26 protein-coding genes and 1 pseudogene are annotated in these 26,179 nt (G+C 61.4%); 9 read left to right on the top strand and 18 right to left on the bottom strand.

What is annotated here, in order from left to right; translation table 11 throughout:
• The first annotated feature begins 36 nt into the window (after window positions 1-36).
• Window positions 37-1,461 (top strand): pyridoxal phosphate-dependent decarboxylase family protein, encoded by a 1,425-nt coding sequence (locus tag ACR3FF_RS12705; RefSeq protein WP_458188436.1) that lies wholly within the window; start codon window positions 37-39, stop codon window positions 1,459-1,461.
• 266 nt (window positions 1,462-1,727) lie between these two features.
• Here the strand turns inward: ACR3FF_RS12705 and ACR3FF_RS12710 are convergent, their stop codons facing one another.
• Both ACR3FF_RS12710 and ACR3FF_RS12715 read right to left on the bottom strand, forming a co-directional pair.
• Complete coding sequence (locus ACR3FF_RS12710; RefSeq protein WP_458188437.1) at window positions 1,728-2,111, bottom strand: Zn-ribbon domain-containing OB-fold protein; 384 nt, start codon at window positions 2,109-2,111, stop codon at window positions 1,728-1,730.
• Window positions 2,108-3,277: a thiolase domain-containing protein gene (locus ACR3FF_RS12715; protein ID WP_458188438.1), complete on the bottom strand. Its 1,170-nt coding sequence runs from the start codon at window positions 3,275-3,277 to the stop codon at window positions 2,108-2,110. Before ACR3FF_RS12715 ends, ACR3FF_RS12710 begins: the two co-directional genes overlap by 4 nt.
• A 413-nt stretch (window positions 3,278-3,690) precedes the next feature.
• Between ACR3FF_RS12715 and ACR3FF_RS12720 the strand changes: the two genes are divergently transcribed.
• From ACR3FF_RS12720 to ACR3FF_RS12740, 5 genes are all read left to right on the top strand, one after another.
• A complete protein-coding gene (locus ACR3FF_RS12720) occupies window positions 3,691-5,073 on the top strand; it encodes an LVIVD repeat-containing protein (RefSeq protein WP_458188439.1) in 1,383 nt (460 codons plus the stop codon).
• A gap of 243 nt (window positions 5,074-5,316) precedes the next feature.
• Window positions 5,317-6,756 (top strand): alkaline phosphatase family protein, encoded by a 1,440-nt coding sequence (locus tag ACR3FF_RS12725; protein ID WP_458188440.1) that lies wholly within the window; start codon window positions 5,317-5,319, stop codon window positions 6,754-6,756.
• 92 nt (window positions 6,757-6,848) lie between these two features.
• Window positions 6,849-7,733 carry a CehA/McbA family metallohydrolase gene (locus ACR3FF_RS12730; RefSeq protein ID WP_458188441.1) on the top strand — a complete coding sequence of 295 codons (885 nt, stop codon included), beginning with the start codon at window positions 6,849-6,851 and terminating at the stop codon, window positions 7,731-7,733.
• Between the two features lie 95 nt (window positions 7,734-7,828).
• Window positions 7,829-8,062 carry an HD domain-containing protein gene (locus ACR3FF_RS12735; protein WP_458188443.1) on the top strand — a complete coding sequence of 78 codons (234 nt, stop codon included), beginning with the start codon at window positions 7,829-7,831 and terminating at the stop codon, window positions 8,060-8,062.
• Window positions 8,063-8,500, top strand: a complete 438-nt coding sequence (locus tag ACR3FF_RS12740; protein ID WP_458188444.1) for an HD domain-containing protein — start codon at window positions 8,063-8,065, stop codon at window positions 8,498-8,500.
• Window positions 8,501-8,598: 98 nt separating this feature from the next.
• Here the strand turns inward: ACR3FF_RS12740 and ACR3FF_RS12745 are convergent, their stop codons facing one another.
• The 9 genes and pseudogenes from ACR3FF_RS12745 to ACR3FF_RS12785 form a co-directional block, all read right to left on the bottom strand.
• Window positions 8,599-8,958, bottom strand: coding sequence for a hypothetical protein (locus ACR3FF_RS12745; protein WP_458188445.1), 360 nt, complete (start codon window positions 8,956-8,958; stop codon window positions 8,599-8,601).
• 104 nt (window positions 8,959-9,062) lie between these two features.
• A complete protein-coding gene (gene tenA / locus ACR3FF_RS12750; protein WP_458188446.1) occupies window positions 9,063-9,722 on the bottom strand; it encodes a thiaminase II in 660 nt (219 codons plus the stop codon).
• Window positions 9,723-9,890: 168 nt separating this feature from the next.
• The gene (locus ACR3FF_RS12755; RefSeq protein WP_458188448.1) at window positions 9,891-10,103 is read right to left on the bottom strand and encodes a Rossmann-fold NAD(P)-binding domain-containing protein; all 213 of its coding nucleotides are present in this window, start codon (window positions 10,101-10,103) and stop codon (window positions 9,891-9,893) included.
• A gap of 137 nt (window positions 10,104-10,240) precedes the next feature.
• Window positions 10,241-10,978: an SDR family NAD(P)-dependent oxidoreductase gene (locus ACR3FF_RS12760; RefSeq protein WP_458188449.1), complete on the bottom strand. Its 738-nt coding sequence runs from the start codon at window positions 10,976-10,978 to the stop codon at window positions 10,241-10,243.
• A 68-nt stretch (window positions 10,979-11,046) separates the two neighbouring features.
• Window positions 11,047-11,298 carry a hypothetical protein gene (locus ACR3FF_RS12765; protein WP_458188450.1) on the bottom strand — a complete coding sequence of 84 codons (252 nt, stop codon included), beginning with the start codon at window positions 11,296-11,298 and terminating at the stop codon, window positions 11,047-11,049.
• A 225-nt stretch (window positions 11,299-11,523) separates the two neighbouring features.
• Window positions 11,524-13,359, bottom strand: a complete 1,836-nt coding sequence (locus tag ACR3FF_RS12770; protein ID WP_458188451.1) for a PhoX family protein — start codon at window positions 13,357-13,359, stop codon at window positions 11,524-11,526.
• 269 nt (window positions 13,360-13,628) lie between these two features.
• Window positions 13,629-13,829 (bottom strand): hypothetical protein, encoded by a 201-nt coding sequence (locus tag ACR3FF_RS12775; RefSeq protein ID WP_458188452.1) that lies wholly within the window; start codon window positions 13,827-13,829, stop codon window positions 13,629-13,631.
• A gap of 2 nt (window positions 13,830-13,831) precedes the next feature.
• Entirely contained in the window at window positions 13,832-14,926 is a 1,095-nt protein-coding gene (locus ACR3FF_RS12780; protein ID WP_458188453.1) for an ABC transporter ATP-binding protein, read from the bottom strand.
• Window positions 14,919-15,409: pseudogene (locus ACR3FF_RS12785) on the bottom strand (oligopeptide/dipeptide ABC transporter ATP-binding protein); the annotation flags it as partial. The gene ACR3FF_RS12780 and the pseudogene ACR3FF_RS12785, both read right to left, overlap by 8 nt.
• Window positions 15,410-15,477: 68 nt before the next feature.
• On the opposite strand from ACR3FF_RS12785, the gene ACR3FF_RS12790 reads away from it, so the two are divergent.
• A complete protein-coding gene (locus ACR3FF_RS12790) occupies window positions 15,478-16,746 on the top strand; it encodes an amidohydrolase (protein WP_458188454.1) in 1,269 nt (422 codons plus the stop codon).
• A gap of 33 nt (window positions 16,747-16,779) precedes the next feature.
• On the opposite strand, the gene ACR3FF_RS12795 is transcribed toward ACR3FF_RS12790, so the two are convergent.
• From ACR3FF_RS12795 to ACR3FF_RS12815, 5 genes are all read right to left on the bottom strand, one after another.
• On the bottom strand, window positions 16,780-17,034 hold the full coding sequence (locus ACR3FF_RS12795) for a hypothetical protein (protein ID WP_458188455.1): 255 nt from the start codon (window positions 17,032-17,034) through the stop codon (window positions 16,780-16,782).
• Between the two features lie 419 nt (window positions 17,035-17,453).
• Entirely contained in the window at window positions 17,454-17,735 is a 282-nt protein-coding gene (locus ACR3FF_RS12800) for a hypothetical protein (RefSeq protein ID WP_458188456.1), read from the bottom strand.
• Between the two features lie 238 nt (window positions 17,736-17,973).
• A complete protein-coding gene (locus ACR3FF_RS12805) occupies window positions 17,974-21,771 on the bottom strand; it encodes a PAS domain S-box protein (protein WP_458188457.1) in 3,798 nt (1,265 codons plus the stop codon).
• Window positions 21,772-22,295: 524 nt separating this feature from the next.
• Window positions 22,296-22,853: a 20S proteasome subunit A/B gene (locus ACR3FF_RS12810; RefSeq protein ID WP_458188458.1), complete on the bottom strand. Its 558-nt coding sequence runs from the start codon at window positions 22,851-22,853 to the stop codon at window positions 22,296-22,298.
• Between the two features lie 81 nt (window positions 22,854-22,934).
• Window positions 22,935-23,369 carry a molybdopterin-dependent oxidoreductase gene (locus ACR3FF_RS12815; protein WP_458188459.1) on the bottom strand — a complete coding sequence of 145 codons (435 nt, stop codon included), beginning with the start codon at window positions 23,367-23,369 and terminating at the stop codon, window positions 22,935-22,937.
• Window positions 23,370-23,485: 116 nt separating this feature from the next.
• Between ACR3FF_RS12815 and ACR3FF_RS12820 the strand changes: the two genes are divergently transcribed.
• Both ACR3FF_RS12820 and ACR3FF_RS12825 read left to right on the top strand, forming a co-directional pair.
• Entirely contained in the window at window positions 23,486-24,190 is a 705-nt protein-coding gene (locus ACR3FF_RS12820) for a hypothetical protein (RefSeq protein ID WP_458188460.1), read from the top strand.
• 56 nt (window positions 24,191-24,246) lie between these two features.
• Window positions 24,247-24,708, top strand: coding sequence for a pyridoxamine 5'-phosphate oxidase family protein (locus ACR3FF_RS12825; RefSeq protein WP_458188461.1), 462 nt, complete (start codon window positions 24,247-24,249; stop codon window positions 24,706-24,708).
• A gap of 86 nt (window positions 24,709-24,794) precedes the next feature.
• Here ACR3FF_RS12825 and ACR3FF_RS12830 read toward each other — a convergent pair whose 3' ends face one another.
• Window positions 24,795-25,259 carry a DUF4112 domain-containing protein gene (locus ACR3FF_RS12830; RefSeq protein ID WP_458188463.1) on the bottom strand — a complete coding sequence of 155 codons (465 nt, stop codon included), beginning with the start codon at window positions 25,257-25,259 and terminating at the stop codon, window positions 24,795-24,797.
• Window positions 25,260-25,380: 121 nt separating this feature from the next.
• A partial coding sequence (locus ACR3FF_RS12835) for an ABC transporter permease (protein ID WP_458188464.1) occupies window positions 25,381-26,179 on the bottom strand: 799 nt, incomplete at its 5' end.

The raw sequence follows: 26,179 nt of genomic DNA on the forward strand, positions 1-26,179 counted from the left end.
ATAGGTCTTTGCGAACACTTTCCGTCCTCTCGTGTGATGACACGCTCCGACCGTTCCCTCGAACTCTCCCGCGACGAGATGAGACGAATGGTAGACGAGGCCAGCGAGCGCGTTTTGGACCATCTGGAGACGCTGCCGGACCAGCCGACGACCAACGTCGACGACGCCGAGGAGCGAGCAGAGCGTCTGCGCGAGCCACTGCCCGAAGAATCCACGTCGTTCGACGAACTGCTCGACCTGCTGTTCGAGGAGGCCATCCCGTACTCGCTGAACGCGCCGCATCCGGGGTACCTCGCGTACATTCCGGGTGGCGGTCTCTTTCACTCGGCCGTGGCCGACCTCATCGCCGACGCGACCAACCGGTACACCGGGACGTGGTTCGGTGCACCCGCACTGGTTCGCATCGAGATGAACGTAATCGAGTGGTTCTGCGAGATGGTCGGCTACCCCGAGGAGGCGTTCGGCCTGCTCACGACCGGTGGGTCCATGGCCAACCTCATCGCGTCCGTCACTGCGCGGCGGAATCGCCTCGCAGACGATTTTCTCGACGGTGTCGTTTACACCAGCGACCAGTCACACCACTCGGTCGCCAAATCCGCGGTATTGGCCGGGTTTCCCCCGGAAAACGTCCGCTCGATTCCGACCGACGAGACGTACCACATCCGAGTCGATGCCCTCGAACGGGCTATCGAGGACGACCGTGCTGACGGGAAACGACCCTTCCTCGTCGTCGCGAACGCCGGGAGCACAAACACGGGGGCGGTCGACGACCTCGACGCGCTCGCCGACTGCTGTGCCCGTGAAGACCTGTGGCTCCACGCGGACGCCGCCTACGGCGGGTTCTTCGTTCTGACCGAGGAGGGATGCCGCCGACTCGCGGGACTCGACCGGTGTGATTCCATCACGTTGGACCCCCACAAGGGACTGTTTCTCCCGTACGGGACGGGTGCGCTACTGGTTCGAGACGGTGAAACGCTGGCCCACGCCCACGCCGTGAGCGCCGACTACATCCCCGACTGGGAGTCCGACTCCGGGTTGGCGGATTTCAGTCAACTCGGCCCGGAGCTCTCCCGCGATTTTCGTGGCCTGCGCGTCTGGTTGCCGCTGAAGATGCACGGCATCGAACCGTTTCGCACGAACCTGGCTGAGAAGATGGAACTCGCACGATGGGCCGCCGACCGACTGGACGAGATGGACGACGTCCGCGTCGTAGCCGAACCACAGCTCTCGACGCTCGCGTTCCGTCTCGAACCCCCGAACACGGACGGCGAAACGCTCGACAGTCTCAATCGCGAACTGCTGGCGACCGTCAATCGACTCGGCCGCGTACATCTCTCGGGAACGACGTTGGACGAGCGGTTCACCCCGCGTATCAGCGTCCTCTCCTTCCGAACACACCGCGAGCACGTCGAACACTGCATCGAGGACGTCGCGACGGTCAGCCGACAGCTCGTGGACTGACCGCCGACCGCTACTCCACCACTTCGGGCCACATGGACGATACGGCGCGGGAAGAGACGAGTCCGCCAGGGGCGAAACGACTACGTCAGAACGCTGTGGAAATCGATTGGATCTCCCATCCGTGATGACCCGCGCTGTTCCGACTGTCGAGGTCTCGAACGAACGTCGTCTACTCTCCCGATGGTCTGCCCGACGACTCGCTGACCGCCCTCTTCGGTGTCGGATACTTCGTCGGAAACGAGTAGGCGCGATGTCGCCCGGAACCGTCAGCCGACGGGTTCGAACACGGGGGCTGGCATCCCGTCCATCGTCGTGCTATCGGTGAACTCGACGGCGTCTCCGATTTCGACGCGCCCTTCGATTCGGCCGAGGAGACGAGTGTCGCCGAGTTCGACGAGGGCGACCTGATACGGCCCCTCGAGGCCCGTCGGCGGGACGGCGATGGTGGTCTCGCTGTGGACCTCGCCCTGCTGTGGGAGTTCGTGCGACACGAGGTCGCGGTCGCCACAGTCGATGCAGGCGCGTTTGGGTGTGGCGGTGACGTGACCACACGACCGACATTGCAGGCCGACCAGTCGTCCTGCTTCGAGGTGTTCTCGCCACTCGGCGTACGTTACCGTCTCGCTTTCCTCGCGGTCGCTCGGACTCATGCTCGTTCCTCCATGACGGTGACGACGGTCGTCGCAGCGTCGCCGCCGAGGTTGTGCGCGACTCCGGTCGTCGCGTCCTCGACCTGGCGTCGGTCGGCGTCGCCGCGTAGTTGTTCGGTCAGTTCCACTATCTGTGCGGTTCCAGTCGCGCCGATGGGATGGCCCTTCGCTTTGAGTCCGCCACTCGGATTCACCGGGACGTCGCCGTCCACGTAGGTGTGGCCGTCCGCCGCCGCACGCCCACCCTCGCCGTCGTCGAAGAGGCCGAGCGCTTCGATGGCAAGTATCTCCGCGCCCGTGAAACAGTCGTGTACTTCGGCGAAATCCACGTCGTCGGCGGTGACGTCGGCTTGCGCGTACGCCTCGCTCGCGGCGTCACGGGCGGCCCGTGTAGCGGAAAGCGAACCCTTGTCGGCCAGCGGGACCGCGTCGGTCCTGTGGCCGATTCCCGTCACGTCGACCGGGTCGCCCGCGACGCTCTCTGCGAGGTCATCGCCGACGACGACGACTGCAGACGCGCCGTCGGAGAAAGGACAACAGTCCATGAGGTGGAACGGGTCGGCGACGATGGGACTCTCCAGCACCGCCTCCACGGTCGTGTCACGGCCGAAGTGGGCGTTCGGATTGAACTGCCCGTGGTGGTGGTTCTTGACGGCGACTTCCGCGAGCTGGTCCGCCGTCGTTCCGTACTCGTGCATGTGTCGCTTGGTGAGCAACGCGAACACGCCCGGGAACGTCAGCCCCGTCGGTTGTTCGTACTGTCGGTGGGCCGCGCTGGCGAAAATCCGTGTCATCTCGCCGGTTCCGAGACCGGTTTCGGAGGTACAGCGTTCGACGCCACCGACCAGCGCGACGTCGTGGACGCCCGCTTCGACCGCCTGCACGGCGTGCTTGAACGCGTTCGAGGAGGTCGCACAGGCGTCTTCGAATCGCTGGCAGGGGATCCCCTGGAGACCGAGGTGCGTCGCCAGTTTCGGTGCGAGGTGGGTGTCGGTTTCGGCCTGGCCGCCGAGCGCGTTCCCCAGATAGAAGGCGTCGACCTCGTCGATACCGACGCCTGCGTCGTCTATCGCCGGAAACGCGGCGTCGGCAAAGAGTTCGTCGAGTGGCGTATCGTGTGGGCCGAACGTGGTCATACCTGCCCCCACGACGGACGCTCGTGTCATGCTCACACGTTTCCGGGGGAAGACAAAGAAGTTACTGTCTCTCGAACTGTCCACCCATCGCACGCGGCGTCGTCCGAATCGAAACGCCTGAAAACTCCGGCGTGCTGAACGTTCACAGATAATTTAACGAATATTTTAGGCACAACTATTAATCCACTGAGAGTGGTTCCACTACTACGGGTGGCGACTGGCTCGAACGACACCGTGAACGACGGTCGATATCGAAACCACTGGACAGTGCCGGTCGACTCCCGACGAAGGGGGCCTTCCATCGGTATCTCTCCACAGCCCTCTTTGGGACATCCCTACCTGCACGTTCTCTAGACCAGTACGGGTTCGGCAACGAACCGTTCGAAAAACTGATCAGTTGACCAACAGCAGTGCTGATGGTTATCGACGTTTGACTGTTTCGTATGGTGGGGAGTGAGAACACGGCACGAAGCCGTACCGCTCGGAGAACGTTCCTGAAATCTCTGTCCGGTAGTCTACTGGGGATGCACGTCATCGGAACCGCAACGGCAGGGGGACGGCGCGGCCGTCGACAGGAGACCACGACCACGCAGGCCGACGGGTTGCGAGTGGCCGGTCGCCATCCGGTCGACGGTGCCCAAGAGGTCGTCGTCCAGGAAAATTACGCCTACGTGGCCGCGACGGGTGTCAGGGAGGGAGACAGCAGTGGGAGATTCGGCGCGCTCGTCGTCGTCGATTTCGAAGACCCGACACGACCGCAAACCGTCGCGCGCCGGGAACTCCCATCCGACGAGTTTCGGACACCCAACACGCTCGACGCGAAGGTCGACGGTGACGTCGCTGGACTCGCCAACGACGCAAACTTCCCGGGGCCAGGCGGTGTCGCCTTCTACGACGTGAAGAACCCCGCGAAGGCGCGACAGACCTCGTTCTACAACGCGAACGCCGGCGTTCACAACTTCTTCATCGACGGCGACCTGGCGTACCTCGTCATCAACGAACCGCAGTACGTCGATTCGAACGGGGACGGCGAAGTCGACCAGGGTCGACTCTTCGGTAACACGGGAATCGAAATCGTCGACATCTCCGACCCGGCACGGCCTGCGCGGGCCGGGCGATGGTTGTTGCGAGACGACCGGCCAAAGTTCGCTCGCGCCGGAATCAACAACAGCCACGACCTGTTCGTGCAGGACGACCTCGCGTACGTGGCCTACTGGGACGCTGGCGTCGTCGTCCTCGACGTGAGCGACCCGAGCGACGTGCGAGTCGTCTCGCAGTTCGGCGCTGCTCCCGAGGCGACGAAGCAGATTCGACCCTTCGACCTCGGTGGCGACCCCGGCTACATCGATACCGTCTTCCCGAACCGTCGTTTCAACGCCCTGCCCGGAAACGCCCACTACGTCCAGCCGTCGCCGGACGGCGACCTGGTGTACGTCGGAGCCGAGACGTTTCTGGACGAACCCGGTGGCATCGATATCTGGGACGCGTCGAATCTCGACTCGCCGGAGATGGTCGGTACCATCGAGGCACCTGGAGGGAGGATGGACGAGGGTGCCGGTGGGGTGATGCTCGACCCGGAAGATCCGGCCGTTCTCCGTCGACTGAGTACCTCCCACAATTTCGACGTGACGGCTGACACGCTCTACACGTCGTGGTACGGCGGGGGTGTTCGCGTGTTCGACGTCGGAGACCCGTCGAGTCCCAGCGAGGTCGCGACGTACAACGCCGCTAACTCCGCGTTCTGGACGGCAGTCGTCACCGAGAACCATATCGTCGCGAGTGATATCGACCGTGCCCTCGTCTTTCTCCAGCGGTCCGGCGGCTGATTCGTCTTCCTCGCCGGACACGCTGGATGTCAATTTCGATACGTCCGAACAGCCAGTCTGAACGGAAAACGGCGGGAAACCCCACCGTGTGGCCCGAGGAGAGCTATCAGGGAAGGCTAGCCTTACTGACCGTGCTCGGTCCGAGCGTCGGTCTTCGTCGGGCGATAAGTGACGGATAACAAAGAACATCGCGGTGTCGTATGGGTCCATCCACGGCGGTTCGTGGGTCGAACTGGTGATTTTATGACACGGACTATCGTCATCGGACTCGACGGAGCAGGATTCGAACTCCTCGACGAGTGGCTCTCGGCAGGGGAACTCCCGACGCTCCAGCGAATCGTCGAGCAGGGGGTGACGGGTGATCTACAGTCCGTCTTGCCACCGGTCACGTCGCCGAACTGGAAAGCGTACGCTACTGGGAAAAATCCCGGTCGACTCGGCATCTACTGGTGGTACAACGTCGATACGACCGACCGGAGCGTCTACCGTCCGGCGGAACGGTATCACGACCACGCCGAATACTGGGATTTGCTCGCCGAACGTGAACGCGTCGGTGTTCTCGGGGTTCCGACCACCTTCCCGCCGAAATCGGTCGGTGAGGCGTACGTTTCGGGCGCACCGGACGCCGACGAGACGGGGTACGCTTCCCCACCGGAACTCGAAGCCGACCTCGAAGAGCGATTCGACTACCGAATCTCGACACGGCGCTCGCTATCCTCGGAGTCGACGGCGGCGTACGAGGAGGTACTCGACCGCATCGACACGCAGTTTCGCGTCGGTAAGTACCTGCTCGAACGCCACGACCTCTCTTTTCTCCAGTTGACGACCTTCCACATCAACGTCCTGCACCATCACATCTGGGATGACGAGTACACCCTCCGGGCGTGGAAGTGCATCGACGACCACATCGCGTCGTTGCTCGACAGCGACACGAACATCGTCCTCATGAGCGACCACGGTCACGCGGAGATAGACTCGGTGTTCTACGTCAACCGATGGCTCGAACGAGAGGGCTACCTCTCGTTCGACACTCGCGTGAGTGGAACGCTCCACCAGGCCGGTGTCACTGCCGACCGAATAAACCGCGTCCTCACCGAGATGGACATTCTCCTCCCCTTCGACCCGCAGTCGGTCGCCGAGGACGTCGTCCCGCGGAGCGTCATTGACCGACTTCCCAACGACGAGGGCCAGGTCGGGCGTGGTAAACTCGACACGACGAACTGGACCGAAACTTCGGCCATCGCGAGCGCACAGGGGCCGATCTATCTCACCGTCGACGGCCCGTACCGCGAGTCGCTCCGCGAGGAACTCATCACGAAGCTAAAACGGTTGACGACTCCCGACGGTCGGCCGGTCGCCGACGCGGTCTATCGCGGCGAGGACATGTACGACGGTGCGTACGACGACGAGTGGCCGGACCTCGTCGTCGACAAAGCGCCGAACGTCCACATTTCGGACTCGCTCGGCGGAGACACCATATTCGCCCGCGAACACGACTCTTGGCGCGGCGTGAACACGCGAGACGGTCTCTTCGCCGCGACTGGCCCCGCGTTCACGACCGGCACCGTCGACGATATCTCGATCCTCGACCTCGCGCCGACGCTTCTGCACCTGCACGGCCACCCCGTCCCGGACGATATGGATGGCGTCGTCCGTACGTCGGTACTCGCGGACGACGACTGAGGGAGTCGACCGCGGGACGGTGTGGCCGTCTCCCATTTCATCACGAATTGTAGGACAACATTTATGATGGGATGTGACTCTTTATAGAACGAGTGCCCTCCGGAGTAACCGTCCAAATCGACCCCCACGTCCATTCTGCAGGCTCGTTCGACGGCCACGACCCAGTCGAACTGCTACTCGAACAGGCGAGCGACATCGGTCTCGACGCCATCGTCGTCACCGACCACGACACGATTACCGAATCGCGGCGAGCGGCCTCCCTCGCCGCCGACTACGGGCTCATCGGTATCCCCGGTGTCGAGGTCTCGACGGCGGACGGCCACCTCCTCGCGGTCGGTGTCGAAAAGCGCCCCGCCCCCGGCCAACCGCTTTCGACGACGGTCGAGCGAGTTCGCGAGTTGGGTGGCATCGCTATCGTCCCACATCCGTTCCAGTGGAGTCGCCACGGCGTCCGAAAACGCAATCTCGCCGACTGCGATGCCATCGAGGTGTACAACTCGTGGCTGTTCACGGGGTACAAGAACCGTCGAGCGAAAAAATACGCAGACCGACACGGCTATCCCGGTGTCGCCGCGAGCGACGCCCACACCGCTTCGATGGTCGGCAGAGCGTACACGGAACTGACCATCGATTCGGTCTCGTCCGTCGACGACATCGACGCCGAGACCATCGTCGAAGCGTTCAGAGATGGGACGACACAGATTCGCGGCAAACGAACTCCCATCCCCCTCAGCACCCACCACTACACGAAGGGCGCGAGCAAGCGTGCGAACGCCGCGCTCACGGCGTCGAATCTGAACGTCGCGACGCTCCTCACGCAGGCCGCGTACGCATTCCATCGCGGAAAGCTGACGCAGGGGACGTTGCTGTTCGGGGCGGCGACGCTCTCGCTGCAAGACGACCGTCTCTGGTATCTCGCCGAGGGAATGGTTACAGCGAAGTATCTCACGCGGCGAGTTCCATGGTCGCTGTTTTAGGTCACTGGCTCTGTTGGAAAATCGAATTTAACTGGGTTCGAACGTCCACGGTCGCAGGTGTATATTTAATCAAACTTGACAAGTAACGATCAAGTATGTCGAAAGAGTCTCGTGATATCTTCGAACACGAACTGGACCAGTTCTCGAACGCCGACGCTTTCCGGGAGATAGAACGGGAGATGGCTGGATGGATCGGTGACGACTCGACGGGCCACGACCTCGACCACGCCTGGCGTGTATTCAACCTGGCTGTGAGAATCGCCGAAATCGAAGATGCCGATATCGACATCGTTGGCGCGTCGTCGCTCACGCACGACATTCATCGTTAGATGGGGGACGGTGACGAGTACGTTCCCCCCGAAGAGTCGCTCTCGGAGGTTCGTTCGGTCTTAGAGTCGACCTCCTTTCCACGGGAGAAGATACCTTCAGTTCTCCACTGTGTCGAAGTTCACGAGGAACACGAGTTCAGAGGAGAGGAGAACCCCGCTCGAACGACAGAAGCACTCGTACTCCAGGACGCGGACAACCTCGACGCCATTGGAGCAGTCGGTATCGCCCGCAATTTTGCATTCACAGGAGTGGTTGGAAATCGCCTGTGGGCACCGGACACGGACGAGTATTCAGGTCTCGGCCACTTCTACGACAAACTGTTCCATCTCGAAGACGAGATGAATACGGAGGCCGCGCGAACGATGGCTGAGGAACGTCACGCGTTCTTAGAGCAGTTCGTCGAGCGATTCGTGGCGGAATGGTACGGCGAACGGTGACCGGCAGTCGACTGCCGGCGTGAATCGAGCACGCATCTCCCCTCCGAGATTTCGAGAAATTCGCGGGATTTCACCACCCGCGTCACGGAATCCGGTCGTCATCCCGAGTCGTGTGCGGTTCGCGGTCGGCGAACGCCACGCAGTCTACGACCGAGCCAGGTCACCGTGACCGCGACCAGATAGTACGTGACTACGAGTCCGGCCTCCCAAACGTACTTCTCTCGGGGGAGTACGACATCGAGTGCGTAGACGAGGTTCTCCAATCCCCACGGACTGTCGTAGACGAGCAGCATGACGAGATACGCCGGGACGTACAACAGGCGAAAGAGGACGAAACTGTAGATATCGACCACGTCCGAAAGGAACCACGACAGCGCCAGAAAGCCGAACACGAGAATCGTCGGACGGGCCGTCCAGACCGACCGCGCGGTGGTAGTGGGGGACGATTCGTCTTCCATAGCTGACCGTTCGTCGGCTTCATACTTTACGACGTGCCCTGTCGCTCGTGTCAGGGGTTGGCGTCCCCGATAGTTTCGCGGACGCTTGGACGTCACTGGCCCGGTCACACGTCCCACGTCTCTCGCGTGTAGGCCATCTCCCAGAACTGATATTCGAGTCGGGAGCTGGTCAGGAAGGCCTCGCGCATCGCGTCGTGGTGGCCAGGGTATCGTTCGGCACACCGGTCGACGAACGCACGCATCCACGTGACGGCCTCCTCGAACTCCTCGCTCGTGTACTTCTCGATAAACGGCGTGTACCGGTGGTCGTCCTCGGCCAGTTTGGCCATGTGTCGAGCGACGTCCAGATAGCCCTGTCCGCAGGGGTAGATGGCGGCGCTAATCTCGGCTATCGAGCCCCCGTATGCCGTCCGTATCAGGAAGTTGGTGTACGCGACACAGGTGGGTGCTTTCTGTACCTGTTCGAGTTCGTCCCGGTCGATGCCGTACTGCGCTGCGAACTCGCGGTGTAAATCCATCTCGTAATCGAGGATGGTGTGTGCCACGTCGAGTAGATGCGTCATCGTCTTTTCGTCGGGTATCTTCGCACCTGCGAGCGAGAAGACGCGAGCGTAATCGAGGAGGTACTGGTAATCCTGTCGGACCCAGTGTTCGAACGCCGCTTCATCCAGCGTTCCCGCGGCCAGTTCGCGGACGAACGGGTGGTCTTTCTGGGCGTCCCAGATCGGTTCGCCGTGGTCGAGTAAGTGGTCGCTGTAACGCATTCGTCGTCCTGAACGAGCGGCCCCATCGAGATATAACTAACTAATATCACTGAATAATATTCCGACGAATGGAGACGTCCGGACGAATCGACGAGTGGAATCGAACTTCGGTTCGTCGCTCCGTCGACTACGGAGCCAGTCAGCCGACCCGAAAAATGGACGAGTTTGTTATTCGACTTGTGCTTCCGGCACGACGTGGACGGCGACGTTTGGACCCAACTCCCGATTTTTCTGGGCTGCGATTCGCTCCGCCCGTCTCGCCGACAACTGACGCAGTACGACGTCTATCCCCTCTCGTTCCGCGGCGATGACGACTGCGTACTGTTCGTCGTTCTGTCGTGCGTTCCCCGTCTCCTTTCGTCTCGTTCGTGTCGTCGGCATGGTATCTAGATTCCCGTGTTACACTCTCTCACACTACGTATAATACTACAAAATGCAACGTAAAAAGGTTTGAGGTTTCACAGTCCCGCACAAATTTTGCCTCACTCATCCCGTCTGCCGCCACGTGTCGAGGCGAGTCACCGCATGAGTTCGCCGCCGTTCACGTTCAGCGTCTCACCTGTGACGAAGGTCGCATCACGAAGGTAGGCGGCAGCGTCGGCTATCTCCTCGGGCTGGCCGAAACGGTCGAGCGGAATCTGTTCGCGCTCTTCGGCCGCCTCTTCCGGCGTTCTGTCGGCGGTCATGTCGGTTTCGATGTGGCCGGGTGCGATGGCGTTGACGCGGATGTCCGGTGCGAAATCGCTCGCGTGGCTCTTAGTCAGACCCAGGAGCGCCGACTTCGAGGCGGCGTAGTGACACTCTATCGGTGCGCCGGTGTAGGCGAGAATCGACGAGACGTTCGTCACCGACGGCCCTTCGCTGACCGCCGATTGGCGAAGGGAGTCGAGTGCTTCTTTCGTGACGTTGAACGCGCCGTTTACGTTCACGTCCATCACGTTGTCGAAGTCCTCCGGCGATAGCTCGTCGGTGTACACGTGCTGGTCGATACCGGCGTTGTTCACGACGTGGTCGACGTCGCCCAATCGCTCGGCGGTCGTTTCGACGAGGGTGGCAGCGTCGGCGTGCACGCTCACGTCTGCCTGTATCGGAACGGCGTTCTGCCCCGTCTCTCGTTCGATAGTTTCGGCGACCGTCTCCGCTTTGGCTTCACTTCGATTGTAGTTCACCGCGACGTCGTAGCCATCGTCGGCGAACCGATAGGCGATAGCGCGGCCGAGTCCTCGTGATGCGCCCGTGACGAGTGTAACACTCATGGTGGTACGACGGTTTGTCAGAGACCTTTGTCAGTCTTTGCCATTCGACGTCGGAAGTCGCCGTGGTCTCACCGTTCTCGCTGTGGCGGCGATTCGGCCTTCAACAGTGTCTCACCGTCGCTGGTGAGCTGGTAGACGGCCTCTCCCGTCATAGCCGTCATGAATTTGTGGTCGGTCAGGAGTTCACATCGGCGTTCGACGTAGGCGAGGTGGAGCCCGAGTCGGTTCGCCAGCAACGGGATGTACTCGGGCTGTGTCCGTCGGAGGGCCAGGAGGATGTCGATGTCGACGGGACGCATCCAGTCAGGGCGTTCGGTCATTCGGTCGTCTTGAAGTTGTGTGACATGCTACCATATAATTATTCTTGCTCGGAACTGACTCGTCCAGCAGTCCTCCCGGGAGTGTCTACCCGTTCGGTCGGTCTCGACTCGCCAATCGAACGAGGACGTCGGTAGTTACCACGGTAGGCGACGGCGGGCGGAAGACCGGTCTGGGAACTCCTCACCGTGATATCGTCCCCGAATCGAAGACGAGGTTCGTCCTCGTTACCGTCCCGGGTCGTAGACCCAGAGCATGTTCGGTTCGTGGAGGCCGCTGTCCTCACCGACGACGACCCGACCGTCCGGCAGCACCACGAGATTGTCTGGATTGGCGATGGTGTTTTCCGGGTCGACGGTCGTCGAAGCGTCCGTGAGTTTCCGTAACCCGCCGCCGGCCAGTTCTTTCCCCGTTTCGGTCGCCTTTTGAACGCCTTTCGCATCCGTTGACGAGGAATCGGTCGAGTCGTGGTCGGTCGTCGGATTGAACGAACAGTCTCGACAGACCGTCTGTTTGGAGTTGGGATGAGAGTCGTACGGACAGCCGCCACAGACGTTCGCGTTCGGTCCCCCCACGATGGCGGGCTCCATCCGGTGGACGTCGTATCGCCCGTCTAACCGCATCCGGTAGACCGCTCCGTAATCGTTGCCTTCCAGCGCGATGTCGTCCTGTGGGTCGTCGTGTTCCTCGGTGGCCGCGTTCGGGAGCATCGTCTCGTTCACTTCCGACATCGCCATGTAGAGGAAATCGCCCGGTCGCGCGTCGGACTTGACGTTGACGCCCTCCATCTTGCGGAACTCGTCTGTCGCACCAATAGCTGCGGCGGCCTTCCGCGATTCGAGGAACGCCGCGCGGTCGTCGTCCGCTTCGCCGTTCGCCCACGCCTCGACCTCCGCGTCGGTGACGTAGTTCGGATTCGTCGAGGGGGCCTGGTCGTCGTACGTTTCTATCCACGACAGCACCTCCTCGTCGGTGGCGTGGGCGAGTTCGAGCCACTCGAGTTCGAAGCTGACCTCGGCGGCATCACCAACCGGTCCCTGTTGTTTCGCTCGTGCGGCATAGAGGGTGCCAGCCGAGAGGTCACCCGGTTCGTCGGCGACGAACTTGAAAAAGACGGTACCGGTTCCGTCGTCGCTCATGTAGACCGTCTTCCGGTCGGGCATGACGACGGCGTTCTCGTGAGAGAACCGACCCATCGCGTAGTGTTTGGTCGGTTCGGGCTCACCCGTGGGGGATTCGATTTCGACGATGTACCCGTAGCGGTATGCGTTTCCGAAGTAGCCGAGGTACTCCTCGACGGACTGTTCGCCGTTTCCGTACGTCGTCTCCTCGGAACTGAACCAGGCTCTCGCATCCGGTTCGTACTCTTCGGAGGTGAGTGGCGTGCCCCACGGCGACACCGTGCCGAAGCAGTTGTTCCACGTCCCCTCGACAGGTCGAAAATCGAGGTTGCGCTTCTCGGTGACCGTCCACGAGCCAGTGTCGCTCGACTGCTGGAGCGTCAATCGGCTCACCATGCCGGGCTGTGTCTCCCAGTTCGTGAAGAGATAGCCGCTGTCGGCGCCGTCGTCGTCCGCGACGAAGCCGTTGAAGTCGGGGTTCGCGCCGTCGGTCAACGGTTCACCCGACTTCGAGTACGGTACCCCGAGTCGCTCTCCGTCCACCGTCTCGTCACCGCCCTCTGCGAGCATCTGGTAGGACCCGTCCGCCGTCTCGACGTATCGTGCTGGCGTCGCCGGAGGCTGGACGCTCTCGAAATCGCGGGGAAGTCGGGTCATATCGACCCCGGTGACTGCCCCGATTGCCCCCGGTCTGTACTGTTCGTCGGCGTCTGCGCCCGGATGCTGGACGTTGAAAAAGAGCTGGCCGTCGTCCGTCAGGAAGAGGCCGGTGAACTCCGCACCCGCGACGGTCGTCGCGAATCGATTGAGCGTCGGTTCGTTACCGTGAGCCTCGTGACCGGCCACGCGCCCGCTGCTCGCCCCGGCCGTTCCCGCGTGGACGCCGAACGATAGTGCGATGAGTGATTCGAGTGTTGTCCGTCGAGACAGGTGTTCGCGCATAGCGAGTGAACGTCTTATTTTCTTTGACTTTACACCTTCGAAAATTATAATCGTATAGATAAATATAGTAGATGAAACGTAAATTGAGAAGGGATACAAATGGTTCGGATAGCCGTCCACCACGTCGCCTCTCGATTCGACCCGTCCGATTGGCACGAGTTCGGCGACCGGAAACCGCGTCGGCGTGACGACCCGCGACCGTCGAACTCGACCGCTACGAGCGAAAAACGCGACCGGCCTCCGGGACTCTCCTCCGTGCTCGACGGGGATTACTCGTCGTTCGTCGCCGGGTCCGGCCCGTCGACCGGAAAGAGCGCACGGCTGACGACGAGCCACGACGGGATGGCGAGGGCAACCGTGAGCACTACCTGCACCCACCCGTCGACGAATCCGCTCGTCAGCCCCAGATAGAACCAGACGAGGGCGAACGTGATAGCCAGACGGAGAATCGGTTTCAGGGCGAACGTCATGATTACTCGTCTGTCCCGCCGTCACTTCGCGCGGCGTGGTCGAACGATTCGACGCTGTACCGCTGGTCGGCAGTCCCGTCGTTCGCCGCCAGGCCGGTTCCCGGTTCGAACCGTTCGACGTGGATGCACGCCGCATGGTGGTCGTCCGTCGCACCGTCGACCTGTTCGAGTTCGGGGTTGACTCGTTTGCACTCCTCGGTCGCCATCGGACACCGGGGGTGGAACGAACACCCCGACGGTGGGTCGATGGGCGATGGCACCTCGCCCGACAGTACTTTGCGCTGTCGGGCGAGTTCGGGCACCGGTTCGGGTATCGCTTCGAGCAGCGACCACGTGTACGGATGCTGGGGACTGTCGAACAGTTCGTCCGTCTGCGCGATCTCGACGATTTCGCCCAGATACATCACCGCGACCCGGTCGCAGACGTGCCGGATGACGCTCAAATCGTGTGCGATGAACAGGAAGGTGAGGTCGAACTCCTCCTGGAGGTCCGTCATCAGGTTCAGAATCTGCGCCTGAATGGACACATCCAGCGCCGACACGGGTTCGTCCGCGACGATGAAGTCCGGGTCGACCGCCAGTGCGCGGGCGATACCGACGCGCTGGCGCTGTCCGCCCGACAGTTCGTGCGGATAGCGGGTCGACCACTGCGGCGGGAGGCCGACCGACGTCATGAGTTCGTCGACGCAGTCGTCGCGTTCGCCGGCGTAGAGGCCGTGTATCTTCATCGGCTGTTTGACGATCTGGCCGATGGTCTTCCGGCGATTCAGACTCGAAGCCGGATCCTGGAACACGATTTGAATCCGCTTTCGCATCCGTTTCATCTCACCGGCAGAGAGTTCCGTGAGGTCGGTTCCGTCGTATCGTACGGTTCCCGCGGTGGGTTCGTCGAGTTGCAAGATAGCTCGCGCGGTGGTCGATTTTCCGCTCCCCGACTCGCCGACCAGTCCGAACGTCTCGCCGTGTTCGATGTCGAAACTCACGTCCTCCACCGCCTTGACGGTCTCCGTGTTGCCGAGGAGTTTGTTGATGACGCCGCCCTGTTGGACGAAGTGTTTCGTCAGGTGTTCGACTTCCACTATCGATTCGTCACTCATCGCGTTCACCTCCGTCCGTCGCCGCTTCCGGGGCAGTTCCGCCGTCCGCCGGTCCGTCCGGAATTGGTCCGTACCCTGCCGCGTGAATGCACGCCGCCTCGCGTCCCGGTTCCACCGAGCGCAACGGCGGGTCGTATTTCTTGCACGACTCGGTCGCGTGTGGACACCGGGGGTGGAACGAACACCCCGCCGGAAGCGCGGTCAGACTCGGGACGTTTCCTTCGATTGGCGTCAGTCGCGACCGCCGCTTCGAAGGCGGGGTATCGAGCGCATTAGCCCTCTCGTGTACGGATGTCGAGGGTTTTCGAAGAGGGCTTCGACGCTCGCTCGCTCAACGATACGTCCCGCGTAGGCGACGTCGACGCGGTCGCAACTGCCCGCGACGACGCCGAAGTCGTGTGTGATGAGAACGATGCTCATCCCGTACTTCTCTTGCAAATCGTCCAGCACGTCGAAAATCTGTGCCTCGATGGTCATATGAAGTAAACCATTCGCGTGGCCGATTACCGGAACCCGTAGAAATTTAGCCACGCTTTCCAGAAACCCAAACCGTGTCAAACGCTACCAATCCTTCGCTCACCGACCTGCGTCGTGACCTGCACGCCCACCCGGAAGCGGGGTGGAAAGAGTTCAGGACGACGGCGCTCGTCGCCGAAGAACTCGACGAACGCGGTTTCACGCTCTCTCTAGGGGGCGATGCAGTCGCCGCAGAGGAGCGACTCGGCGTCCCATCCGACGACGAACTTCGTATCGCCGACGAACGAGCGCGGAACGAAGGTGCGCCAGCGACCTACCTCGACCGGATGGACGGTATTACGGGTCTCGTCGCCGAGAAATCGTACGGCGACGGAACCGGGCCGGTGGTCGGCGTGCGAGTCGATATGGACGCGCTGGAACGAACCGAAGCACAGGACGACGACCACCGGCCGGCCAGGGAGGGCTTCGCCAGCACGCACCCGAACGAGATGCACGCTTGCGGACACGACGGGCACACCGCCATCGGGGTGGGTGTCGCTCGCGAACTCGACCAGCACGGTGGGTTCGATGGGACGGTGAAACTCTTCTTCCAGCCGGCAGAGGAGGGTGGTCGCGGCGGGTTGCCGATGAGCGAGACGAGTCATCTCGACGACGTCGACCAGCTCGTGGCGATTCATCTGGGATTGGGGTTCGACACGGGAACCGTCGTCGCGGCCTACGAACACCCCCTCTCGAACGCCAAACTGGACGTGACGTTCGAAGGCGAACCGAGTCACGCGGGCGGCGCACCCGAGGAAGGACGGAACGCGCTTCAGGCGGCCACGACGGCGATTCAGAACCTCTACGCGATTCCTCGACACAGCGACGGCGTCACGCGAATCAACGTCGGACAGGTCCGCTCTCCGAACCCACAGAACATCGTTCCCGAACACGTCGAGATGCGCGTCGAGGTCCGGGGTGGTTCCACGGAACTCAACGAGTACATGCTGGACCGGGCACGGCGAATTGTCTCGGCGGCGGCCGACATGCACGACGTCGAAGTGACGACCGGACTGTACGGGAAGACCACCACGTTCTCGGCCGACGAGGGCATCACTGCGGTCGTCGCCGACGCGGCCAGCGAGGTCTCGGGTGTGACGAACGTCGTAGAGCGCGACGAGATGGGCGGGAGCGAGGACGCCTCGTACCTCATCAGACGAGTCCAGGAGAACGGCGGCCAGGCGACGTACGTCGGAATCGGTGCGAGCAACGTCGACGGCCATCACACCGCTCGTTTCGACATCGAAGAGGAGTCGCTCGACATCGGCGTCGGCGTCGTCGCCGAGACGATTCGCCGTCTGTAGCGACCGACGCCGGAGACGCTCGCTCCCCTCCGACTACCGGTCGACGACGACCTCTTTCGTCTTCTTCGCGTCGATACCGAACAGGAACCCGGAGATGAACAGCAGTTCGTTGCCGACATAGTACTGCTGGAGGATGTGGTCGACGAGTGAACTGAGTGGGTCCGGGGCGACGCCACCCAACAACACGAGGACGAGCGCGAGGAACGCCGCCAGTCCGGCGAACCAGCGTGTCACGGTCCCGGACAGAAATCCGACGACGAAGATGCCGATGGCTGTGAGGAGACTCATACACGTTCGTTTCGCCGTCCCGAACTTAGCTATTCTCGTCGCCGACGATATGACACACTGACTACCTATCATAGAAAGAACCATATAATGTGAAATCTCTGTGATAGATAGAGCCAAACACGCCTATGAGTTACCTTCTACGGGGACGCGACGCCGACGGAACGAACGTCCTCGTCCACCCCCTGCGCTGGCTGACGATGGAGAATCGGCTTGTCTCGATTTTCTCACTGCGACGCCGCCGAGCGAATCCAACGTCCTCATCGTCTCGTACGTTCGAACACCCGACGACTGGTTGGACGAGTGGAACGACGCCGTCGGAGAAATGCCGGCGAAGTTCGGATTCGACACTTGGCGGGCGCTGATTGACGACCGTTCGACGCGAGGAACCTTTTTCGGCTTGCTATGTGGGTCTCAGACCATCACGAGGTATCGAACAGGGACCGTTCGTCGTCGGTCTCACCCTGTAAGAGTGGAACGGGTGGCCCCCAGAGATAGCGGTGTTCGCGTCCACACTCCGGGCACTCGTACGTCGCAATCCCCTCTCCGTCTCTCACGTCCGAGTCCCAGTCGTCCGGGTCCGTATGCTCGGTGGCTATCAGGTTCAACGTCTCGGGACATCGAATTTCGACGCGGTGGTCCTGTGTGAGGTCTGGGCGCTGTCGTTCCGTCCGTTCGGACGTGTTCTTGAATCGTTCGAACATAACTACTTTAGCGGAGGTTCCCCGACGGGCGAGTTTCCCGGTCGTCCGTCGAACCGGACCGTTCGTGACTGGTCGACAGTCACCGTCTCGTCGTCCTTCGAGTTCGCCACACCGAGGGGGCACTTTCGTCGGTGAATCGTACTCACTTTCTCACCCGTACGTACCGAACGGGTACTAATGTGTTGATTTCAATCTCGGTCAGTCTTTGAACACGGGCGTCCACGTACCGTTTCGAACTTCACTCACTGGTCGAGGTGACTTCGGTGAACAGCGCCTCGAAGAGTTTTTGTTCAGCCAATCTGATGTGTTGGTGGAACGTCGGTGCGCTGACTCCGAGCGTGTCGGCGATGTCCTCCCCGGAACTGTTTCGTGGCCACTCGAAAAATCCGGAGTAGAAGGCGGCTTCCAGGCTGGTTCGCTGGCGTTCGGTCAGTTCGTTCGTGAACACCCGTTGGATTCGGTTCGGCGATATCTCGGGACGATTTACCTGTCTGCGTGCTACCATATCGACCGTCGAGAACTCTCGTTTGATCGAATCGATGACGCGTCGAACGTCCACGGACGGTGGAAGGTGGAGCGTCATCTGCAGGTCGCCGTCCTTGACGGTAACTCGTTCGATGGACCCACCGTGTGACGCGACGGCCAACACGATAGGCGGTTCCGAGAGTCGAAGTTCGAACCTGCTCTCACCGAACTGCTCGCTGAGTACTGTCAGTTCCTCCCAGTGTGGTATCTCGTCGGTCAGTTCAGCCAGTTCGTCTGCGATCTCCTCGGTCGTGGTTCCGTACTGAAGATACGTTCCGTTGGCGACGGGAACCGTCCGGTCGAGCGTTATCGGGTCGTCTATCGCCGTCTCGACGTCGACTGCCTCGAACACGTCTCGAACCTGAAGGTCAACCTCCACGAGCTGGTCGCCCATCAGCGCGTGTTTTCGTTCGATGGCCGCGATTGCGTGTCCGATCATCTCCCCCAGTTGACCGATTACCTCCCGTTCTTCGTGCTGAAACGCCGCTTTTCGTTCCGTATAGACGCCAAGAATCCCGTACAGGGTGTCCTCGTGGACGAGCGGAATCGCAGCGGACGACCGGAAACCGTACTTCTCCGCGTACTCCTGCCACGGCTCGAATGAAGGGTCCGTGAGAGCATCGTGTGTAACCTGCATCGATTTCGTCCGAACTGCTTTGCCCGTCGGGCCGTGGCCCGTCGGGTCGTTCGGGTCGACAGAGAGTGTGATTTCGTCGGTATATCCATCGTCACTGGCCGCTACTCGAGACGTTATCGACTGCGTTTTCGGGTCGAATTCACTGGTCCACGCGAACAGGTAGGAGTCCGACTCGGCCAGATGTTCGCACACGACCTGTTCTATCTCCTCGCGTGTCGACTGCTGAATGAGTGCCTCATTTATCTTCCTGACGACGGCGTTCAGGTCGTCGAGTGCTGCCAACTGTTCGCGTTGCTGGCTCAACTCGTGTTCGTGTTCGACGCGGTCGTAGGCCGCTTCGGCGTTGGCCACCAGTGACTCGACCAGATGTCGCGTTTCGTCGTCGAACGCGTCGACCTCTCCCGAACCGATGATGAGTATCCCGTGGTCGTTCATCGGGACGAACAATCCGGAGCGCATCTCGGTGTCCGAGTGGTCGACGTTCAAGTGTGGCGATTCGCGGATGTCTTCGTAGTACCGAGACACACCCCCGGCGAAGACGTGCCCAGTAGTGCTGCTATCGTCGGGGGGAACCTCCGGAAACGCCTGGCGTATGAAACCGGTCTCCACGGAGCATGTCTCCGGGTACAACAGATTCCTGTCGTCGTCGAAACGATACACGACCACGCCTGGAAGGTCGAGAACCTCGGTCGCCGTCTCGACGGCGATTTGACTCACGTCCTCGCTGGACCTCGCACCGAGGAACGCCCGTGAGGAGCTATGCAGTGCTTTGAGCATCTCCTCGAACTGTTTTCGCTCGGTAACGTCGCGGACGACGCCGGTTCGCGCAACTGCGTCGTCGTCGTATCGATACGGGCCGAATCGGCTCTCGACCGGAATTAACTCGCCATCCGCCGTTCTGAGGTCGAAATCGATAGTGGCGACCTCGCGTTCGCCGGTCTGAACTTCCTCACTGAGCTCGGCGGCGGCGTCGTTTATCGTCTCGGAGTGGACCACCGACGCGTGTTTCCCCAGGAGTTCGTCGCGGTCGAATCCCGTCATTTCGAGGAACGCGTCGTTGGCTCGCACGAATCGCTCGTCGGGGTCGAGTGCGTAGACGCCGTCCCATATCGTCTCGACGATGGTTTCGTAACGTTCGAGTTCCTGTTCGCGCTCTTTTCGTTCGGTCACGTCTCTGAAGTAGACCGAAACCCCCGTCTCCGAGGGATAGACGTGTGCTTCTAGCCACGTGTCGTTCGGCTCGTAATACTCCTCGTAGCTCACCGACTGTTCCGTTTCGACCGCACGGCGGAACGTATCGTAGCTTTCGTACGCCGTCAGATCGGGAAAGAGGTTCCATATCGACTGGCCGAGCAACTCGGATTCGGGCTCTTCGAAGAACGATGCTGCACGCTCGTTGACGTAATCGAACCGCCAATCATCGTCGAGCGCGAAGACCCCGTCGTTTACGCGGTCGAACACCTCGTCGAGTTCGTGTCTGAGGTCGTCGCGTTGGTGTTCGAGCCGCCGTGCCTGTTCTTTTAGCTGTGTGATGTCCGTCAGCGCCACGACGACTTCCTCGCACTTCTCGACCCCCGATTCGAGTGGGGTCGCGTTGACCGAAATCCACCGTTCTACGCCGTCGACCCCGACCGTTCGAACTTCCCGATTCGTCACGGGTTCTCCCGTCTCCAGTGCTCGTACCGCCGGCCACTCCTCGAACGGAACGGGGTCGCCCGACGAATCGGACACGTCCCAGTCGTCGGTGGAGTAGTCCGAGACGTCTCCGTCAGGGACACCGATTATCTCCATGGCGCGAGCGTTCGTTCGAGTGACCTCCCCGTCCTCTGAGAAGACGACGATACCGGTAGGACTCGTTTCCAGAATCCGCTCGACGTGGTTGCGTTCGAAACGCAGTTCGCGTTCGTAGTCACGTCGGTCTGTCATGTCACGTATCACTTTCACGTATCCACGCAGCGTTCCGTCGTCGTCGTGAAGCGGCGTTATCGAGACGGTCGCCCAGAACCGCGACCCATCCTTTCGCACGCGCCAGCCTTCCTCCTGGAGGCCGCCGGTCTTTCTCGCTTCGGCGAGATTCCGTTCGGGGACGCCACGGTGGCGGTCTTCGTCGGTGTAGAACCTCGAGAAGTTTTCACCGACGATTTCCTCGCTGTGGTACCCCTCGACTCGCTCCGCTCCTGTGTTCCAACTGGCGACGGTCCCGTCTGTATCGAGCACGAAGATAGCGTACTCTTCGACCGTCTGGACGAGTGATTCGAACTGGTCACGCTGCGTTCGAGCGTCCTGGTCTCGCTCTTCGTAGTCGGGCACCTCACGACAGGTGTAGAGCACCGACCCGTCTCCGACCTCGACCGACGTGACCGAGATTCGAATGCGGCGTTCGTCGCCCGCCGCGTCGGTTACAGTTCGTTCGACGTCAGTGAGTTCGCCGCCCGTTCGAACGTCTTCGCTATCGACGGGCATCCCTCCCAGCAACGTATCGACGGTTCCCATCCCGTCGATTTCCTCGACGGAGTACCCGAAGACTCGGTGGGCGTTCGGCCCGATGTAGGTGAACGCGCCGTCGTCGTCGGTGACGAGTGCCGTCTCCGAGAGTTCTTCCAGCACGGAACGAGTAAGTTCGTCGTCACGTTGCGACCCGTCGGAGGTGTCGCTGGTGTCCGCGTGTGGCCGCCACCAGACGCGACCACGCGCCCCGACTTTCTTGGTTTCGATGTCGCCGCGTTCTACGAGTCTGTCCAGCCGGTCGTACGCCGCTCGCCGCGTACATTCCAGCGCGTCCGAAACTTCACTCGTCGTGAGGGGAGTGGTCGGCGGTTGGACGGCAGTGAAGACGGAGAGCGTTTCACCGAGAACGTCCCCTGAAGTACCCATATCGACCAGGAGACACCGATGATAGATAAACCCCCGTCAACGGAAGCTGGATTTTCACACAGATATTCATCAACGAAAACAATATGTGTACTGGTGTTGCGAACATGTTCACCCCAACGAAGCGTCGATGTCGGGATGGATGTTTCAGACATTTTCTTGACACTAATACTTTACAGTAAATTCTTAGGTAACTGTGTTACTAATTTCAATACGAGTATCAGATATCGAACTGCAGCAACTCACACAGGCAATATCGAAGAAGGCAATGAGAAAATTCATGGAAAACGTAACAGATGTCGGAAATTCGTATTCTAACAGCACGCGGGACGGCCCCCGGCTATCGACGCTCCCCAGCGGGCCGCAGAGGGGGGGAAGAACGGTGACGGAGGTCGTTTGCGAAGCCTGTGGGACAGAACAGAGGGTTTCGATATTCAGTCCGAGTTGTTCGAAGTGTGGGTCCCAGGAACTCACCGTGGTAGACGACGGTGAAGAAGCTTCGTCGTGACGTCCGCTTCGAACTGAGATCACGTACTACCTGTCTCGGCATCCGACAAGTGTGGAAGTCGAAACACGTCGACGTCGCTGCCAGTGTCGACCGCCCGTTCTGCGACCGCCTGTAACGTCTCTCGAGCGAGCGTTTCGACGGCGTCGATGTCGCGGTTCGTCTCCATCCCTTCGAGTCGCCCGAACGCGACGGGCGAACCGCTTCCGAGGGCAGCTATCTCGGCCGATAGCTCGCGCCCGTCGCGTCCGACCTCGCGGAGTCGAGCGGTACCGTCCTGGTCGCGTGCCACGACGAGCGCATCCACTTCGACTGTCGTCGCGATTTCGCTCGCCGTCCGGACGACTCGGTCGAGCGTCGGTATCGCGTCGTTCTCGTCTCGATACGCTCGGAGTTCGGACTCGAACCGTCTGTCGAACTCCTGTATCGAGCCGACCTCGCCCACGACGGCCGCCCCGGTGAAGTCGTAGTCGAACACTCGCTGTACTGTCTCGCTCACGACCGACCCGTCCGTCGTCTGACGTCGGTCGCCTGCGAGCACCACGCCATCGGGGCACGTTATCCCGATTACAGTTGCCATATTCGAGTATCGAGGGGCGACGAAAAGAGGGTTGTTGCCGCGCGACCAGCGACGCTTCCCGACGGCGCGTTTTACCCGCCCCTACTCGTGCTCTTCCGGACGCTCGCCGTCCTGTAACTGGAGGGCACGAATCTCGGAGACGTCCTTTACCGTCCGCGGTGCCTCCACCCCGCCGGTCACGAATCGGGGACGACAGGGCCGAAGGTCGTCCTCGTTCGATTTTGACTGGAAAAGAGCGAGCAGACCACTGGTCGCATCGAGGATGGAAACACACGCCGCATAGTCGTCGTGACCGACGACCTGAATGTGGGTCGTGTCACCCGAGACGTCGGCGAAATCCAGGAGGTCGAGGAGTGACACACCTCGCCAGTAACCGTCCCAGCGGGTTCCGCTGGCACAGAGAAACGAGTCGTGGCTGGTGGACTGCGGGAACGTTTCGAGTGTCGCCCGGTCGAGCGTCACGGGAGTACCGACCCGTCCCGTGACGTGGACGCCGTCGGTGTCTGAGTCGCACATCGGTCTCGTCTGCTATTCGCGGGCGGTGGTCTTCAATCGGTGGTGTCCCAACGGCCGAACATATTCGTGTAAATCGCTTCGAATCGGCAAACCGACGGGTGACGTAGGTGATTCCGTTGACTGACGTACCCACCGACGCCGACGTATCGACGAGGGCTTCTCGAAACGCCGACTCCACCTCGAGGCAGCGACTCGCCCACGCCGACCCGGTCGAGATTCGAGACCCACTCGCGGAACTTCTCGGTATGGTTCCGGAGGGCGAACCACTGCGAATCTCGTTCGCCGACGTAGCCACGGTCGCAGGACACGCCTGTCCCGCAGTGGCGGGCGCGTTCCGGGGAACGCAACTCGCTCTCGACGCGCTGTATCCCGATTCCTGTCCCGTCAGAAGCGAGATAGCTGTCGTCGTCGGAGGTCGACCCGACGACCCGGGCTACGGTCCGATGGCGAACGTCGTTCGCGTCATCACCGGGGCGGCCGACGAGACGGGATTCGCCGGGTTCGGAGGATTCGGTGCGCGAAACGGCCTCCTCACGTATGGCGACGTCCCCGGTTCGGGACGGTCGTTCGCGTTCACCAGACGCGACACAGACGATACCGTGCGTGTATCGTTCGACCCGGCTTCGGACGGCGGCGTACCGCCGGACGGGGACGAATCTCCCACGAATCTCGTTCCGAAACTGGTCTCCGGAGAGGCGACCGCAGAAGAACGGACGGCGTTCCACGACGCGTGGCACGGGCGAGTGAAGCGAATCCTCGATGCGACGCCCGGCACGAACGGCCCGTTCACGATACAGACGGGCGACGGGAGTACCGAGTAAACGACAAAAATACGTCGCCCTACTGATTTTTGTGGTGTGCGGTCATATCTGTCGGCATGGACGACGACGCAGCGGTGCAAATGACGGACCGTGAGATAATCGACTTTCTGGGACGGGGGGGTACCGGCGTGTTGTCGCTCGCAGACGAAGGAGAGGCGTACGCTATCCCCGTCTCCTACGGCTTCGACGCATCGGCCCGACGGTTTTTCGTTCGACTCGGGTTCGCCGACGAGAGTGAGAAACGGACGTATCTGGACGCCTCCGAAACGGCGCGTCTCGTCGTCTACGACGAAGTGGCGTCGGGGTGGAAGAGCGTCATCGCGTCGGGACGAATCGAACTGGTCACCGACAGCGACGTCGACGTGAGCGTCGTCCGGGTGCTCCGAGAGGCCGAACTGCCGATTCGGACGATGTTCGACGTGCCACCTGACGACGTCGAGTTCGAGATGTACCAGCTCGTCGTAGACGACCTCTCCGGTCGACAGACCGGCGAGTCGCCCGAGACACGCGAGTCGTGAGCAATCGCCGAATCGTATTTCGAGACGCGTGTCACTACGGCGCCGGACGGCGACTCTTCGACCGCGTCTCGCACCGAACGGACTCGTTACTCGACTTCGATAGTCACCGCGTCGTCCTCCTCGTCGAATCGCTCTTCGGGTGCGTGCTCGACCAGGTCTTCGATGACCAGTTCGAGGTTGCGCTTGTTCGCCTTCCAGACGGCGTCGATGACGCCTCCGACGTAGGGAATCGAGCCACCGCCGACGTCGATGGCGACGTTCGCTATCATCCGCACGAGCGTCGTGTACGAGACGCCGAGTCTCGCCGCTTCGAGGACGATGTACATCGAGAGTCCCGCGCTGATGACGTCACCGACGACCGGAATCACCCCGAGTACGGGGTCGATTCCGACCTTGAAATCCGTCCCCGGGACGCGGACGAAGTCGTCGAAGAGACGCGCGACCGTCCGCATTCGCTCGATCGCCCTCCTGTCGACTGTCGCCGGTAGTTCGTCGTCGAACTCGCCGTCGAACGCCGCGCTCGTGTCGAAGGGTTTTCTGTCCTCGTTCATAGGTGACAACAGTCGGCGTGGGCCAATAAAACCGGTGCTTGCATATGTTTTCGACACCGGTCACTGCCGTTTCGTCCCCGTCTCGGACGAAGGCGACTCACCGAAAGGAGACCGATTCTCCTCATTCGCCGAGCCCGCGCGAACCGACAAGCCGTCGTACACCTGCGTACGCCACGAGCGAGAGCGCCACGTAGACGCCGACCATCACGTGCGTCAGCGGCGTCGGACTGCCGATGACGAATTTCGCCACCGTGTTCGCGGGAGATTCGGGAAGCAGGTAGGTCGCGCTGAAGACGACGAGCACACCCATCGAGAAGAGAAACTGGGACTGCTTTCGGTCGCGGAACTGCAGGGCGAGCGCAGCACCCATCGCGACCACGCTCAGAGAGAATCCCGTCACGAGCAAGAGGATTTCTACGGGGTTCTCGACCGTCGTGCCGTTCAGAGAGAGCAACACCAACCACGCTCCGGCTTGCAGTGGGGCGAGCACCCCCATCGCGAGCATCTTCCCGTCCACGATGTCCACGCCGGACAGTGGGGTCACACGCAGGAGTTCGAGCGTCCCCCGGTCAAACTCCTCGGCGATGGCGTCCACCGCCACGCTGCCGGAAAGAAACACCGGGAGGAAGGTCAACAGCGGGACGAGTACGGTGTAGGTGAATCCGAAGTACGGACTCGCCGTGCTCTCGGGCGGGAGCGAGACCAGCGTCCGTTCGAGTCGGGATTCGAGACGAACCCGTTCCTGGCGTTCGAACTCGCCGAGTAAATCCTTGAGTTGCGTCACGACGAGCGTTGTTCGAATGTCGGTACTTCCCGAGCGTCGCTTCGTGAGCTGTGCTGAGTCACGGATGACCAGAGTGAACGCTGGTGTAGTAGCTGAGTGAAGGAGAACTAGAGTCCACAGATGGAGAGAACCGAAC

Source organism: Haladaptatus ordinarius, from assembly GCF_054177595.1.